General features: G+C 44.7%; 15 protein-coding genes. 9 read left to right on the forward strand and 6 right to left on the reverse strand.

The features are described 5' to 3' along the window. Position 1 precedes the first annotated feature (1 nt). From uhpC to uhpT, 4 genes are all read right to left on the reverse strand, one after another. Positions 2-1,342: an MFS transporter gene (gene uhpC / locus B853_RS22665; protein ID WP_038877356.1), complete on the reverse strand. Its 1,341-nt coding sequence runs from the start codon at positions 1,340-1,342 to the stop codon at positions 2-4. 5 nt (positions 1,343-1,347) lie between these two features. Then, positions 1,348-2,847 carry a signal transduction histidine-protein kinase/phosphatase UhpB gene (gene uhpB, locus B853_RS22670; RefSeq protein ID WP_038883143.1) on the reverse strand — a complete coding sequence of 500 codons (1,500 nt, stop codon included), beginning with the start codon at positions 2,845-2,847 and terminating at the stop codon, positions 1,348-1,350. After that, positions 2,847-3,455 (reverse strand): response regulator transcription factor UhpA, encoded by a 609-nt coding sequence (gene uhpA, locus B853_RS22675; RefSeq protein ID WP_005435246.1) that lies wholly within the window; start codon positions 3,453-3,455, stop codon positions 2,847-2,849. Before uhpA ends, uhpB begins: the two co-directional genes overlap by 1 nt. Before the next feature lie 181 nt (positions 3,456-3,636). Then, entirely contained in the window at positions 3,637-5,034 is a 1,398-nt protein-coding gene (gene uhpT / locus B853_RS22680; RefSeq protein WP_038883142.1) for a hexose-6-phosphate:phosphate antiporter UhpT, read from the reverse strand. A gap of 389 nt (positions 5,035-5,423) precedes the next feature. Between uhpT and B853_RS22685 the strand changes: the two genes are divergently transcribed. The 6 genes from B853_RS22685 (at position 5,424) to B853_RS22705 (ending at position 10,403) form a co-directional block, all read left to right on the forward strand. Further along, a complete protein-coding gene (locus B853_RS22685; RefSeq protein WP_038883140.1) occupies positions 5,424-6,419 on the forward strand; it encodes a helix-turn-helix domain-containing protein in 996 nt (331 codons plus the stop codon). Between the two features lie 283 nt (positions 6,420-6,702). Continuing rightward, a complete protein-coding gene (locus B853_RS26625) occupies positions 6,703-7,053 on the forward strand; it encodes a hypothetical protein (RefSeq protein WP_227741879.1) in 351 nt (116 codons plus the stop codon). Between the two features lie 66 nt (positions 7,054-7,119). Next, positions 7,120-8,034, forward strand: a complete 915-nt coding sequence (locus B853_RS22690) for a metal-dependent hydrolase family protein (RefSeq protein ID WP_249027438.1) — start codon at positions 7,120-7,122, stop codon at positions 8,032-8,034. 80 nt (positions 8,035-8,114) lie between these two features. Further along, positions 8,115-8,747 carry a DUF3299 domain-containing protein gene (locus tag B853_RS22695; RefSeq protein WP_038883138.1) on the forward strand — a complete coding sequence of 211 codons (633 nt, stop codon included), beginning with the start codon at positions 8,115-8,117 and terminating at the stop codon, positions 8,745-8,747. 111 nt (positions 8,748-8,858) lie between these two features. Then, complete coding sequence (locus B853_RS22700; protein WP_038883135.1) at positions 8,859-10,085, forward strand: carbohydrate porin; 1,227 nt, start codon at positions 8,859-8,861, stop codon at positions 10,083-10,085. Positions 10,086-10,184: 99 nt separating this feature from the next. Further along, entirely contained in the window at positions 10,185-10,403 is a 219-nt protein-coding gene (locus tag B853_RS22705; protein WP_038883134.1) for a DUF6500 family protein, read from the forward strand. Positions 10,404-10,451: 48 nt separating this feature from the next. Here the strand turns inward: B853_RS22705 and B853_RS22710 are convergent, their stop codons facing one another. Continuing rightward, a complete protein-coding gene (locus tag B853_RS22710; protein ID WP_038883132.1) occupies positions 10,452-12,155 on the reverse strand; it encodes an FAD-dependent oxidoreductase in 1,704 nt (567 codons plus the stop codon). Positions 12,156-12,306: 151 nt separating this feature from the next. Between B853_RS22710 and B853_RS22715 the strand changes: the two genes are divergently transcribed. The 3 genes from B853_RS22715 to B853_RS22725 are packed head-to-tail and all read left to right on the forward strand — an operon-like array spanning position 12,307 to position 13,467. Further along, entirely contained in the window at positions 12,307-12,600 is a 294-nt protein-coding gene (locus B853_RS22715; RefSeq protein ID WP_010451739.1) for an ArsR/SmtB family transcription factor, read from the forward strand. A 25-nt stretch (positions 12,601-12,625) separates the two neighbouring features. Then, the gene (locus B853_RS22720) at positions 12,626-13,027 is read left to right on the forward strand and encodes a YeeE/YedE family protein (protein WP_038883131.1); all 402 of its coding nucleotides are present in this window, start codon (positions 12,626-12,628) and stop codon (positions 13,025-13,027) included. Between the two features lie 14 nt (positions 13,028-13,041). Further along, positions 13,042-13,467, forward strand: a complete 426-nt coding sequence (locus B853_RS22725; protein ID WP_038883130.1) for a YeeE/YedE family protein — start codon at positions 13,042-13,044, stop codon at positions 13,465-13,467. Positions 13,468-13,481: 14 nt separating this feature from the next. Here the strand turns inward: B853_RS22725 and B853_RS22730 are convergent, their stop codons facing one another. Further along, positions 13,482-14,345, reverse strand: coding sequence for an endonuclease/exonuclease/phosphatase family protein (locus tag B853_RS22730; RefSeq protein ID WP_038883128.1), 864 nt, complete (start codon positions 14,343-14,345; stop codon positions 13,482-13,484). Between the last annotated feature and the right edge of the window lie 118 nt (positions 14,346-14,463).

Consider the following 14,463-nt stretch of genomic DNA (forward strand, 5'->3'; position numbering starts at 1 on the left):
TCTACAACCTAAGCTTGGGAGCGAGCGGCTTTCTGGAAGGTTGAGCCTGTAAGAACGGTAATAACAACAAGCCAATAACGGCTGCGCATACCGAGATAGTGATAAAGAATCCGGTCCAGCTGTATTCTTCAAGAATCAATGCCAATGGGTAGCCAGAAAGTGCGGCACCCATGTAAGCAAACAAACCAACAAAGCCTGTGGCAGCACCAGCGGAATCTTTGTGTGAGCATTCCGCTGCCGCCATGCCAATCAACATTTGTGGACCAAATACGAAGAAGCCAATCGAGAATAGGCCCGCAGCTTGGAACGCGAAGTTGGTTAATGGCATCAACCACAGTGCAGCGACAGATAAGAATATACCTGCGGCAAACAAGAGGTTCATTGGGCCTCGGTTACCACCGAACAGTTTATCCGAGCCCCAACCAGCCACCAGAGAACCAACAAAGCCACCAATCTCAAACATCGACAGCGCAGCGTTAGCGTTGATTAGGCTGTAGTGGTGTTGTTCTGTCAGGTACAAGTTCCCCCAGTCATTGATGGCAGTGCGCACGATGTAAACCAGAACATAACTGAACGCGAGTAACCAAATGTACTTGTTGTTGAACACGTATTGTTTGAGGATCTCTTTGTAGCTAAGACCTTGCCCGTGATTTTCTTGCGCCAGTTCTAACTTGTCATCACGCCATTGACCAACCGTTGGCAGTCCTTGAGTGGTCGGTTTATCGCGCAAGCGCCAACAAACAACCACACCAAGAATCACGCCGATAACGCCCGGTACGATAAAGCCTTCTCGCCAGCTGTAATGGAATGTAAGAAATCCCACGAGTAGGGGAATCAAAGCGCCGCCTACGTTATGAGCGGTGTTCCAAATTGCCCACAAGAAGCCACGTTCTGAGCGTGAATACCAAGTGGTAAGTAACTTAGAGCACGAAGGCCAACCCCAACCTTGGAACCAAGCGTTCATTACCCACAGTGCTGCGAGTGCAACCAAAGAGCTAGAGAAGCCAAATGCGATATTGATCAAGCCCGTCGCAATTAAACCGACCCCCATGAAAAAGCGAGGGTTAGAACGGTCAGAAATGGTGCCCGAGATAAACTTCGATAAACCATAGGTGATGTAGAAAAGCGTACCAATCATACCGATATCGGCTTTATCTAAACCTAAATCAGCAATCATCGCGGGTGCAGCGTAGTTGAAGGTTTTACGAGTGAAGTAAAAGCCTGCATAACCAAGATACATGCCTAGCATGATGTGCAGACGCCAATAACGATAACGTTCATCCACTTGGTCTTTGCTAAGGGGAGCTTGGTTATAGCTCGGAGACTGAAATAATCCAAACATGCTCGTTACACCTTAGGTAATGTGATGGCGATTTGCGTACCATCCACATGATCGTTCAAAGAGTAGATATACATTTTTCCACCAAGCGCTTGCACACGTTCTTGCATGCCGCGAACGCCCATGCCTTTCATGCAGTCTTCGGTTTTGAAACCAATGCCGTTGTCAGCGATGTTCAACGAAATGCTCTCGTCAATAGACAACTCGATTACGATAGACGTCGCATTCGCGTATTTAGCTGCGTTGTTTAACGCTTCCTGACACAAACGGAATAGGGTGACTTTTAACGTGTCGCCCAAAGACTCATAGTCGCCTTGCCAATCAAGCACCACGCGAGTGCCATGATTGTCGAACTCCATTTCACGGGTTAGCTGGTGAACGGAATCTTTCAAATCCAAATCATCGAGCATTTTCGGACGCAGTTTGCTCAGCAGATGTTTGGTGGTGTCATAAACATTGAGTGAGAGGTTCTCGATCATGTCGGCACAGCGCGTGTTCATTTCTGCGTTATCAACGCGCTTAATGATGCTGGCTTGGGTACGAATCGCTGTGATGTTCTGACCAATCTCATCGTGCAGTTCTCTTGCCACGTCACGGCGTACCGACTCTTCTGCTTGAATGAGCTGTCGGGACAAGGTTTGGTTTCTCGACAATTCGCCACGAAGCTTTTGGTTAAGGTCTTTTTGTTTCTGCACCGCTAAACCGAGCATGATTCCCGTTAAGGTTTGCGCCGAAAGGGACAACAGAAGGTCAGTGATTTCTAGATTAGAAACACCACTTCGCGCAGCAATCAAGGCAATACTGTTTAACATGGTCGCAAGCAGTGCACCTTGCCAACCGTAACGCAGTGCCAAGACAATGATTGGGATCGCCATACAGAAAGGTGCAAATCGAGCCAGTTCATCAGGCAAGCTGGTTTGAACCAAAATGCTGGCAATCAACAGCACGCTATAAAGTAGAATATGACGAACTTTGAATTGAACTTCGTTGGCTAACAAGTTCGAGGTCAGCGGTGACCAAGGGCTTTGGAAGAGATAATTCCAGAGCAAGTAACACATCGGCAGCACCAACAAACCGCCAGCAATGCTCGCCAACCATGCCATATAGACAGATTGGACGTGATAACCAACCGCAAGTACGTTAATGCAAGATGTGACGAGCAACACGACCGCCATCACCGCTAAGTGCTGATTCTGATCGCCTTTGTAATAATGCTTAGCAAGGTAAACCACGGGAATGCTTAATACGCTGGCTACCAACACCATTAACCATTGCGGCTGTTCAAGCAGCAGAGCCAGTGCAACGGTCAACCCCCATTCGGCGAGATAAATCGTTGCCCAATACTTTGTGCGTGTGTGCAGTGTTAGACCCAAACGCAACGCGAAGGGAAACAACAAGATCGCCAGCTCCGCATCGTTCACAAAGTAATAAGCGATCACCCACAGACAGAACCACGAGCATCCTGTCATGAATAAACCGCAAATGGAGGTGATGGTGTAACTACGCATTAAAACGACTCTTGCGAGAATAATTTGGCGAGCTCAACGTTGTTCTTCACGCCAAGCTTATCCATGGCGTTTGCACGGTGAACGTGAACCGTTTTATGGCTTAAGCCAAGCTCAGTGGCGATGGACTTCACATCTAAACCACGAGCCAGCAATTGGCACACTTCGTTTTCTCGGCGAGTCAGTTGAGTTAGCGTCGCTGCTTTGTCACTTGGTGTCGCGAGCTTCAATGCAATATCCGGCGTTAAGTAACAACCGCCCGATGCACTGGTTCTTACTGCTTGAATCAACTCGTCAGGGCTACAACGTTTACTTAGGTAACCTTTCGCGCCCAGTTTGAGTGACTTTTCAACCATTGCGGGAGAGTCGTGTACGCTAAGCATGACACAAGCAATGCCAGAAGGGATTTCGGAGAGTAGGGTAAGCCCACTTTCGTCTGCCATCGAGATATCTAGGATAACTACATTTGGCTTGCACGCAGGTAATCCCACTCGAGCTTCTGCTACCGAGCTAAATTCACCTACAACATTCATATCTGTTTCAAGGCTCAACAACTGAGCAAATCCAGAGCGAACAATGACATGGTCATCGACAAGCGCTACGTTAATCATCTTAAATACCAAACTTCAGCAATACACAAACGAAAATGAGCTCAATACCAATTGGCGCGAGATAGGAGACAATCCTTTGGCACCTTTGATATAGAGAGCTCAATAAAAACCTACAATGATACTAAATTGACCCAGTTTATTTAATGATCTCGCGCTTTGACTGGCAAAGCGCGCGAGTTGGTTAAGCTTGGTTTTCGGCGAGTTCAAGCTTCTTCTTGTTTTGACGAATCTTTTTCTCTTCCGCGATAGCTACGAAAGCAAGCAAAACAATACAAATCATGGCGGAGGTATCTAGGGCAGCAAACGTGCCTTTCCAACCAGTTAGACCAAAGATTGGTGTGCCATCTGCAATCATACCAAGACCCAGTTTCGCGAAGCTGTCACCAATTAGGTAAGCGAATGTGCCTTTGACGCCATCTGCAACACTGATTGCTTTTTTAGGAACAAAGCCAACCGCAGCAACACCGATAAGAAGTTGAGGACCAAACACTAGGAAGCCAAGAACAAATAGCGACGCTAGGTACATGAACTCGCTGGTTGCGTGTTGGTAGAACTCTAGTGATACGATGATCAAACCCAAAGAAACACAAGCCACTAACGCACGGCGACCGTTTGCAAGGTCAGACAGGTAACCCCACATCAATGTGCCGACTAACGCACCCACTTCGAATAGGGTAAAGCCAGAGATTGCAGCTTCTTTTGATAGACCAAGTTCTTGGTATGCGTAAACCGTTGACCATTGGTCGATACCGATACGCACGATGTAAAGGAAGATGTTTGCGAAGCAAAGTAGCCAGATTACTTTGTTTTTTAGAACGTACTCAACAAAGATCTCTTTCTTAGTCATTTGATTTTCTTCAGCCGCTTCGTCTTCTTCGCTGACTGCTTCATCAAATAGCTCTTCTACTTTACCTAGACCATATGCTTCTGGAGAATCATTACCAAAACGCATACCGATGAAACCAACGATGATCGCGATGATAGAAGGGAATACGAACATGCCGATTACGTGACCGTCGAACAAGTAGTTAGCACCAAACAGAGCGACACCAGCAGCACCTGCACCACCTACGTTGTGAGACATGTTCCAAAGGCCTAGGTAAGAACCACGCTTGTTACGCGGCGTCCACTTAGTAATGGTCGAGTAACTAGAAGGGCCACCAGTACTTTGGAAGAAACCACTTAGTGCGTAGAACGCCACCATCAAGAACAAGCTCGCGCTTCCACCGCCCATGCTGAAACTGAAACCAAGCATTGCCAGACCAGAAAGGATAAGCATGAAAGGAAGGAACTGCTTGGTGTTCTTACCATCGGCATAGTAGGAAACCACGGTCTTACCGATACCGTAAGTGATCGAGAAACCCAGACCAATCAAACCTAGATCTGTCATCGACAAACCGTAAGTAGAAATCATGTCGTTTTGTGCGACGTTGAAGTTTTTACGGATCAGGTACATGGTCAAGTAACCAATGAATACCACTAGGTAAGATTGGATAAATGGTTTGAACCACATTTTTCTACGCGCTTCGACTGGAAGGTCTAGGGTAGGCTTCCGGACTTGTTCAAGGAATTTTAACATCGTGAACTCTCTTGTATTAGTGTGATGCACTTGCGTGCTCGCTTTCTTTTAACTGTCGGCGATTGTAGAGAGTCCGCTTTTGAACCACATGAGAGGAGGGCTTAGATCGACTAGGAAAAATTCCTAGAAAACTAAAATTGAACCTGAAAGCGTGAAAATCGTCACATTCATAGTTCTATAAATAGAAGTGCGAATAAGTATATATGGCGTGAATTGGCAAGTATTAATATGGCTGCAGAGTTATGTTCTCATATCTAGACGAATAGACTCGTCTAACCCTGAGTGAGTCGTCTCTCAATATCACATAGCACTTAGGGCGCGACTAATGACAGCATGGACGTTTGTGCATAAACTAGAATAATCCTCGGTATTTTAAGATGATAGCTTGCATGCCCAATACAGATATCCCTTTGGTCCACTCGGAAGAAGTAAAGTTGTTTGCCACGATGCTCAACGAACTCGATGGCGATATTCATTCCTTACTCGAAACCGCACGTATGCCACAAGATATTTTGTCCAACAATTCCCTTGATACGTTTGTACCGGAAAGTGCACTAAAGTCAGTATTCCAAACCTTAGGTGAGCGTGCATCGCCTGAGAAGTTTGCCTTGCTAACTTGGACGCTTTGCCACGACATCTACGTTCCTAGGTTTGCCAATCAAATTACCCAAACGCACTCACTTAAAGCGGCATTAGAAGAAGTCTCTGAATTGCTAAAACAGATCTCCGATAACGTCAGTATTTCTGTCCAATCTAGTGGCGGTAAATGGTGGCTCGTTAGAGAAAAGCAGAACGCAGATAGAGAGTGGTTTCGTTATGCAGAAATGTTCTCTGCCATGTTTATGAATGAATTGTTGAAGAAGTTGATTGGTACGCAATGGAGACTAGCAGAAGTCGGAATCCAAGATGTCGAAGCAGAGCCGTTCCACCAACTCCCGGGAATGAAAAGTGCCCAGTTTTTTACTGGACGCCCCGTTACCGCAATTTCTATTCCTAATGAATGGATTGATAAAGCGATAGTTTTTTCGCCATCACAAGCCGTTCATCATACAGCTATTCGTGGTGATGACGATAAGTTTAGTGCCGCCTTAGCAAGAGCACTAACCCCATACCTCTCTATGGGTAAAATCTCGATTCAGTTTGCTGGTGAATTGATTGATATGAATGCTCGAACCATTCAAAGACGCCTAGCAAATGAGAACACAACATATCGCGAAGTGATTGAAGGACTAGTGTTTAAACAAACACTAGAACTGTTAGCTGACCGAGACCTCAGTATTACACATATAGCGCTTAAAACAGGTTACTCAGATTCTGCTCATTTCACCCGAGCATTTAAGCGAATGATGAATCTCACGCCTAAAGCATATCGTCAGTCTTTGTAATCATTACTAACACATAAAGCCTCTGGATTTTTGGAGGTTTTAGTGTGAATTCACATTACAGAGTTAATATCGCATGTTGTCATGTAAAGGCAATTAACCCTGCTTGAACTTCTTCATTATTACTCCTAGTTTTAACGTAAGCCGTCTGTTTCATATGTACTTTTTGTATTTGGTGATTATTTGTCTTTGGTTATCACTGAATCAGGCGCCCTCATAACACCACTGTTCTTACAGGGAAGTTATAGGAAATGGACCCCAACTATCCAAAAACGTAGGTGTAATAATGACAATTTCTAAGAAGAACCTTTCTTTCATTGCGCTATCTTGTGCATTTGCCTTAAACGCGAATGCAGCCTCGACACTGTTTACTAACGTGGATGTTTTTAATGGTACGGATGAAAAGCTACTTCAAAACCAGAACGTCTTAGTCGTGGATAACATGATTAAGGAAATCTCATCGAAGCCAATTAAAACCGACAAGAAAACTACGACGATTAACGGTGAAGGCTTAACCATGATTCCTGGCTTGATCGATATGCACTCCCACATGTGCATTCAGGAGGGTATGTTGGTTGGTAGAGATGGTTATGATCAAATGGCGATGGGCGCTCGTGCTCATGTCTCCATGATGTAGTATCTCGACCAAGGCTTTACGACCGCTCGTGATGCTGGCTGCAATATTCTTGGGATAGCAAAAGAAATCAACAATGGTTTGCTTGAAGGGCCGAGATTGTTCCCAGCTGGCGGTTTCTTGAGCCAAACTGGTGGTCACGCGGATACAGGCAGCTTTAACGATGTTCCTGGGCGTGTTGATGATCTTGAACGTCATGGTTTTGGCTATATCGTCGATGGCGAAACGGAAGCTCGCCGAGCCGCACGTCAGAACCTTCGATCAGGAGCAACTCAAATTAAAATCATGGCTGGCGGTGGTGTTGCGAGTGAGTTCGATCCAATTCACATGACGCAATTCTCCAAACAAGAGATGGAAGCGATTGTAGGCGTCGCCGAAGATTACGGCACGTATGTGATGGCCCACGCTTATCATGATCGTTCGGTTAACCGTGCCATTGATGCTGGCGTCAAAGTCATCGAGCATAACTTCCTTATCTCTGAGGAAACCATTAAGCGAATGAAAGAGAAGGGCGTAGCACTTTCTGCACAAGCGGTGATGTCTCTCGAAGCGTTTGCCGAACCTGAAAAGATCACCTTCTTCAGTCCAGATCAAAAAGCCAAAGCGACCAAGGTAAACGAAGGCGCGAAACAAATGTTTGAATGGGCACGTAAATACGACCTGTTGATTGTGACGGGCGGCGATATGTTTGGTCCGGCTTACAATACACGCCAAGCAGACAATATGGTATGGATGGAAAAAGTCGGGTTTACGCCGTATCAGATCATGAAAATGGGCACATCGAACGCAGCGGAAGTCTTGAGCTGGTCGGGTGGTATGAACCCTTATAAATACGGAAAACTAGGCGTGGTAGAGCCGGGGGCTTATGCTGATGTTGTGCTGGTGGACGGAAATCCTCTGCAAGACATCACAATTCTTAACGATTACCAAGATAAATTCAAAGTAATTATGAAAGACGGCAAGATCCACAAGAACACCTTGTAGTAAACTCTTTCGACTATTTGGGGGCACAGGTTGTCCCCAAATTTTTCTCAAAAAGACAAAGAACCTATTCAAGGGAACGTATGAAGAAGTACCTATTGGCTGGCTTAGTTTTGCTAGCTTCATCGAATGTATCTGCCGATCAATTGAGCTGGGAGCAACTGCTGCCGGTGAATGTTCCTCAAATTGAAGACCCATTTGTAAAACTCACCGATCAACAGCTTTTCGAACTTGGTTCTCTTGCTAGGTATCGCGATTCTCAAAATCTCAATGACCAGCAAAAGCAAACCATGAAAGAGTTGGAAGATAGCTTAAAAGCTGACGATTTAAACATTGAATGGCTGTTCAAAAAGCGCAAAGAAATTACTCAACATCGTCGCATGCTAGCGTCGACGCCAAACGTAACACTAACAGAAGAAACGTATGAAATTCCTGGTTTTGTAACGCCTGTAGAATTTAACAATGACGTTGTCACAAAATTCTTTCTTGTTCCAACCATGGGCGCTTGTATCCATACGCCACCACCACCAGCAAACCAGATTGTATTAGTCGATTACCCGAAAGGCCTAAAGCTCACATCTCTTTACGAACCTATTTGGGTTAAAGGGGATCTGCACATTAAAAAGACCAAAGCGGATGTATCTTATTCGGATGGAGCTGCAAACGTAGAGACTATTTACCAAATGGATGATGTCTCTATTCGACCTTATCAGTAAGAATCGAATACAGAAAATCCAGAAAGCAGTGAGCTGTCGCTTAATGGCAATTTTCAAAAATCTGAATCATTAAACTCTTGTTGTATACATCAACTTAATGAGAAGCCAGATATGAAAGTAACTGTTCCAAAGCTTAGTTCTATCGCTCTTTCACTTGTAATGGCGTCATCGGTTAATGCGGCAAACTTCGGTAGCCCAAATTCGGTAGACAATACTATAACAGAAAACACTCGCGAAAAACGCACATGGCGAGAGTTGCTAGCCGAAGATCATAACTTAACGTTTGGTTTGGATTACCAAGCGCTTGGCTTAACGGCCTCTGACCCACAAAGTGCCGGTGAAGATGCCGCAAGTGCTGGCGTAGCGCGTTTTTATGGTAGTTGGAATTTGGTAGGTCTTGAATCTGGTAATACTGGTGGATTGGTTTGGAAAGTGGAACACCGCCATGCTTACAGTAAATTATCGCCAAAAGAGTTTAGCTTTATCGGTAACGGGTTAGGTTACGCGGGCATGATTGGTTCTGCATATAGCGATCAAGGCGCGCGTTTAACCAACCTTTACTGGCAGCAGCAACTGAATGGTGGAAAAACCGCGTTCATGGTCGGCTTTTTAGATACAAGTGACTATGTTGATACATATGCATTAGCCAGTCCTTGGACAGGTTTTACTAACCTTGCTTTCAGTACAGGCGGAGGGGCAATTGGTCTGCCTGATGATGGTATTCTTGGCTTAGCCGTTGGACACATGCTGACAGATAACTTCTATATGGTTGCTGGTGTGGCTGATGGTAAAGGTCGTTCAGACAATCCTTTTGATGGCTTCGATACCTTATTCAACGATCATAAATTGTTTACGACGTTTGAACTGGGTTGGACGGCTTCTCAAGATCAAATCTATACCGATAACGTCCACCTAACGGCGTGGCATTTGGATGGCGACACGCAGCATAACCTAACGAATAAAGACAGCGGGCAGGGTATTAACTTTTCAGCAAGTTATTTTGCTACAGAGCAATTGATGCCATTTGTTCGCGGTGGTTTCTCGGAAGGTGATGTAGCGCTTTATGATCGCTCGCTAACGGTGGGGATTGGTTACTTTGGTTTAGGTAAACCAACCAACAACCTAGGCTTCGCGGTTAACTGGAGCCATGTAAACGATAACCTAGAACACGCTTATGGTGTGGATGACTCTGAACAATTTACCGCCGAGCTTTACTACAACATGCAGTTGAACGACTACATTCAAATCACACCGGATATTCAGTACATCAAAGACCCAGCATTTTCGAACAAAAGTAGCACTTGGGTATTAGGTCTTCGCGCGAGAATATTCATCTAGATGATTATGTTTGTTTGCCTTACTAAGAATAACTGTATATAAATACAGTTATTCTTGTTTTGGGTTAATTTTGCTATCGCAAAGAGAAAGGGAAAGGCAATGAACATCGCGTTAAGAGACAAAATCATTCAGGTGTGTAAGAAGAAAATAGAGCAGAAAGGCGACAATGTTGGCGTGTCCTTTTATGCCTTTTTCGCTAATAAGAATGACAATCCTGAGCTATTGATGGAAGCCGCAACCTGGTGGATTCAAACTCATCAACTTGACCACTTCGAAAAAGCGACCAGAATTATTCATTTAGTCGAATCCGAAATGTAGAAAGGGGCACATAACGTGCCCCTTTGTCTAACTAGGCAGAATTAGAGATTAAGCTCTTGCGAACTTATAGGTACGATAACCGCCAAGCAGGTTACATGCTTTAAACCCTGAGTTTACAAGTTGACGATAAGCGACGTTACCGCGTAGACCGACCTGACAATAAATCACGATCTCTTTGTCTTTCGGCAGTTCATTCATACGTTGGCGAAGTTGGTCGACAGGAATATTGATCGCGCCTTCAATGAAACCTACAGATTCCAATTCTCCCGGATTACGAACATCAAGCAGAACTTGGTCCTCTGACAGGTTGTCGATTTCATCAAAGTGAATCGCAGTTGCATCGCCTTTAATGATGTTGCTGGCAACAAAAGCTGCTTGGTTAATCACGTCTTTTGCAGAGCCATACGGTGGCGCATAAGTTAACTCAAGATGCTGAAGCTGTTCTACGGTCATTCCGGCACGTTGAGCTACGGCCATTACGTCAATTCGCTTATCGACACCATCTTTACCTACGGCTTGCGCCCCTAAGATCTTGCCGGATGCAGGGTCAAACAACATTTTGAATGATACAGTTTCTGAACCAGGGTAGTAGCTAGAATGGCTTGCGGCATGAACATACACTTTTTCATAAGCGATGTTTTCACGTTTAAGCTGTTTCTCATTTTTACCGGTAGAAGCCACTGCTAAATCAAAGATCTTACAGATCGCAGTACCTTGTGTTCCTTGGTAAGTTTCTTGGCGACCAAGCATGTTGTCTGCCGCCATACGGCCTTGACGGTTTGCTGGACCTGCCAAGGGAACAAGCGTTTGTTCACCAGTGACAAAGTCTTTCTCTTCGACTGCATCACCAACCGCATAGATTGAGGGATCGCTGGTTTGCATGTATTCGTTGGTGTAGATACCGCCGAGGGCGCCAATTTGTAGACCCGCTTCTTGTGCAAGTTTTGTCTCAGGACGCACACCAATCGCCATGATTAGGATATCGGTATCCAGTTGCTCACCATTGTTGAGTGATAGTGTTAGCTTGCCTTGAAGGTGTTGATGCTCATCATCTTCACCTGCTTCTGTGTTAGCGACAGATTGGTTTGCAACGTATTCGACCGAAGAAAGGGCAACACCTAAGCGTAGGTCGACGCCTTTCTCACGAATCTCGGCATGAGCGAAGCCAGCCATTTCACGGTCTACTGGCGTCATTACTTGATCCGCCATCTCAACTAATGTGGTTTTCACGCCTAGCTGGTGGAATGCTTCCATCATTTCTAAGCCAATAAACCCTCCACCAACAACCGTTGCATGTTCAACTTTGTTAGTCTCAATTGTTTTGATGATGCGATCCATATCCGGAATATTGCGCAGCGAGTGCGTTAATGGGTTATCAATACCTGGAATAGGCGGCACAATTGGACCTGCACCAGGGCTTAATAGAAGAAAATCGTAGCTTTCTTGGTATTCAGAACCATCAAGTAAGTTCTTTATGGTTACGCTTTTGTCTTGACGATTAATTGAAACCACTTCGTTCATCACACGAACGTCTACGTTGAAGCGGGTTAAAAAACTCTCCGGAGTTTGAAGTAGTAATTTGCTGCGTTCTTGGATGTCACCACCAATGTGGTATGGCAAACCACAGTTTGCGAAAGAAACAAATGGACCGCGTTCAAACATAATGATTTCTGCGTCTTCACTAAGACGACGGGCACGAGCTGCTGCAGACGCACCGCCAGCAACGCCACCAATAATCACGATTTTGCTCATGGATTTCTCCTACTGAATGATCGAAAACGCCTACACCTTACTTAAATAAATTAGCAGTGTCTAATGTTATTTATTCTACATTAGTATTGACTTAATAATGTTAATTAGTAATATCTAATAAAAGTTAACGTATTGATGAAGGGGCATAAGAATGGGCGACAGTATGCTACAAAGCGCAACTGAAGCGAGTGATCTACTTAAAATTATGGCTCATCCAGAGCGTTTAATTGTAATGTGCAAGCTGATAGAGGGCGAAAAAGGGGTTGGAGAGTTGTTTGAAGGTTCTACTTTAACCCAATCTGCTTTTTCACAACATTTAACCGTTTTGAGAAAACACGACATTATCAAAGCCCGCAAGGTTTCTCAGCACGTCTTCTATTCCATTTCAGATGAAAGAGTTGGGCCGCTTATTGAAGCGTTTAACCAAGTTTTCTGTAAGCAATAATTCAAACTTTATTTTGGTGGTAGCTATGTTTGAAGTTCCTTGGATGTCGTTATTAGGCGGCATAATGGTTGGCGCATCGGCAGTCATATTGATGCTATTTACTGGTAAGACTGCTGGAATTAGTGGGATCTTAAATGGTGCAGTTGAGAATGCAGACCGCGTTTGGCGAATTGTCTTCTTAATTGCGATGGCATTGGGCGGTGTGTTTGCCGTTTATGCCATTGGCGGACACGTACCAACTGAGTACAGCGGTTCTCTTGGTTTGGTTGTCGTTGCTGGTTTACTTGTCGGAATCGGTACACGTATAGGTAATGGTTGTACGAGTGGTCATGGTATTTGTGGGATGGGGCGTTTCTCTGTCCGTTCTGTTGTCGCGACGTGTACTTTTATGGCAACAGCCATGTTAACCGTCTTGCTAGTATCGTGAGGAATAGTGTCGTTATGAAAAATGTTAAGCAAATTTCCATCGTTGCATTTTCTGGTGTTCTTTTTGGTATTGGTATGGTGATTTCCGGTATGGCTGATCCGGCAAAGGTGATTGGTTTTCTTGATATCACTGGTGCATGGGATCCAAGCTTAGCCTTCGTTATGGGCGGAGCACTTGCGGTATTCGTTCCAGCTTATCTTTTATTAATAAAGCCAAGAAGCGAATCTGTGTTTGGTGATGAGATCATATGTCCGACTTCAAAAGCGATAGACAAAAAGCTAGTTGTTGGTGCGGCACTGTTTGGTATCGGGTGGGGCTTGCTGGGAGTGTGTCCGGGTCCTGCGGTTGCCAGCCTTTTCACTGGCAACACGCAAGTCCTGCTATTTATTGCAGCGATGCTGGTCGGTTCGTTCACCGCTAAAAGAATGGTTCGTGGCTAAAGAGTTCTTCAATGCTAAAAAGTGAGCGTTGTAGACACCGGGCAATGGTCACTCAGTTTATAGTCAAGCACATCTTGTGTTTTGAAAACGGTTTGCACACCAGAAGATGCATTTAAATCACCGCTCACAATGATGTGGCCTATCACTGAGCGGAATTGGTGGGTTTTATTCGGGTTACGATTAGAACGCACCTTACATTCCGCTTTGGTGTTTTTGGTCACTAGCTTTGCATCGGTATTATCCGATAGCACTTCCCATAACCAATCACCTCGATAGCCTAGGTTGTGGTTAAAGTCGCCCAGTACGACATATTGTTGTTGATTGTCCTCGCGCGCTTTTATCCACTTGGCTAGCGCCTGTCCTTGTTGTTTCACAATCTTACAATCGCGGTTATTGCGATACGCGCCACTGCAACCCGCTTTTAGATGTACAGAGAGTAGGTGAGTCTCTTCATCTTGATTTGGATTCAAAACAAGGTAGCTAGCGAAGCGCAGTTTGCTATTGCCTCGTGTGATAGAAAAATCGGGCTTATCTAACACACTCACACCGCTACGCACTGCGAAGCCCGTGTACTGATTGGTGTCGTTGAACTGAAGATGTTGGTTAGACTTGTTAGCGCGATCAGACAGATAGATAGTGAAATCATTACCAACGGCTTTTTGTATAGCAGCGGCGCTTTCTACTTCTTGGAAAGCAAGAATGTCCACCTGGGTTTTATCCACATAGTGGTTCAGTTTTTCAAAATCTTGTGATGTTCTAGAAACTTTACTGCCATCTATAGATAACCATTCAATATTCCAGCTGGTTAATTTGATTGAATTTTGAGCAAATGAAAAAGAACTAAAAAGTAATATCGTCGTAACAAAAAGTGATCGCATTTTGGTCTGTTGCACTCCTATTTTTTAGCGCATTCCTTTCCATCCTTTATCCTATAAGACCTCTAAAAAAAGCAAGTGGATTTCGCTCCAATTTTGCAATTTTCACAGTTTTCTTCGC

The organism is Vibrio rotiferianus CAIM 577 = LMG 21460 (assembly GCF_002741985.1).
GTDB lineage: Bacteria > Pseudomonadota > Gammaproteobacteria > Enterobacterales > Vibrionaceae > Vibrio > Vibrio rotiferianus.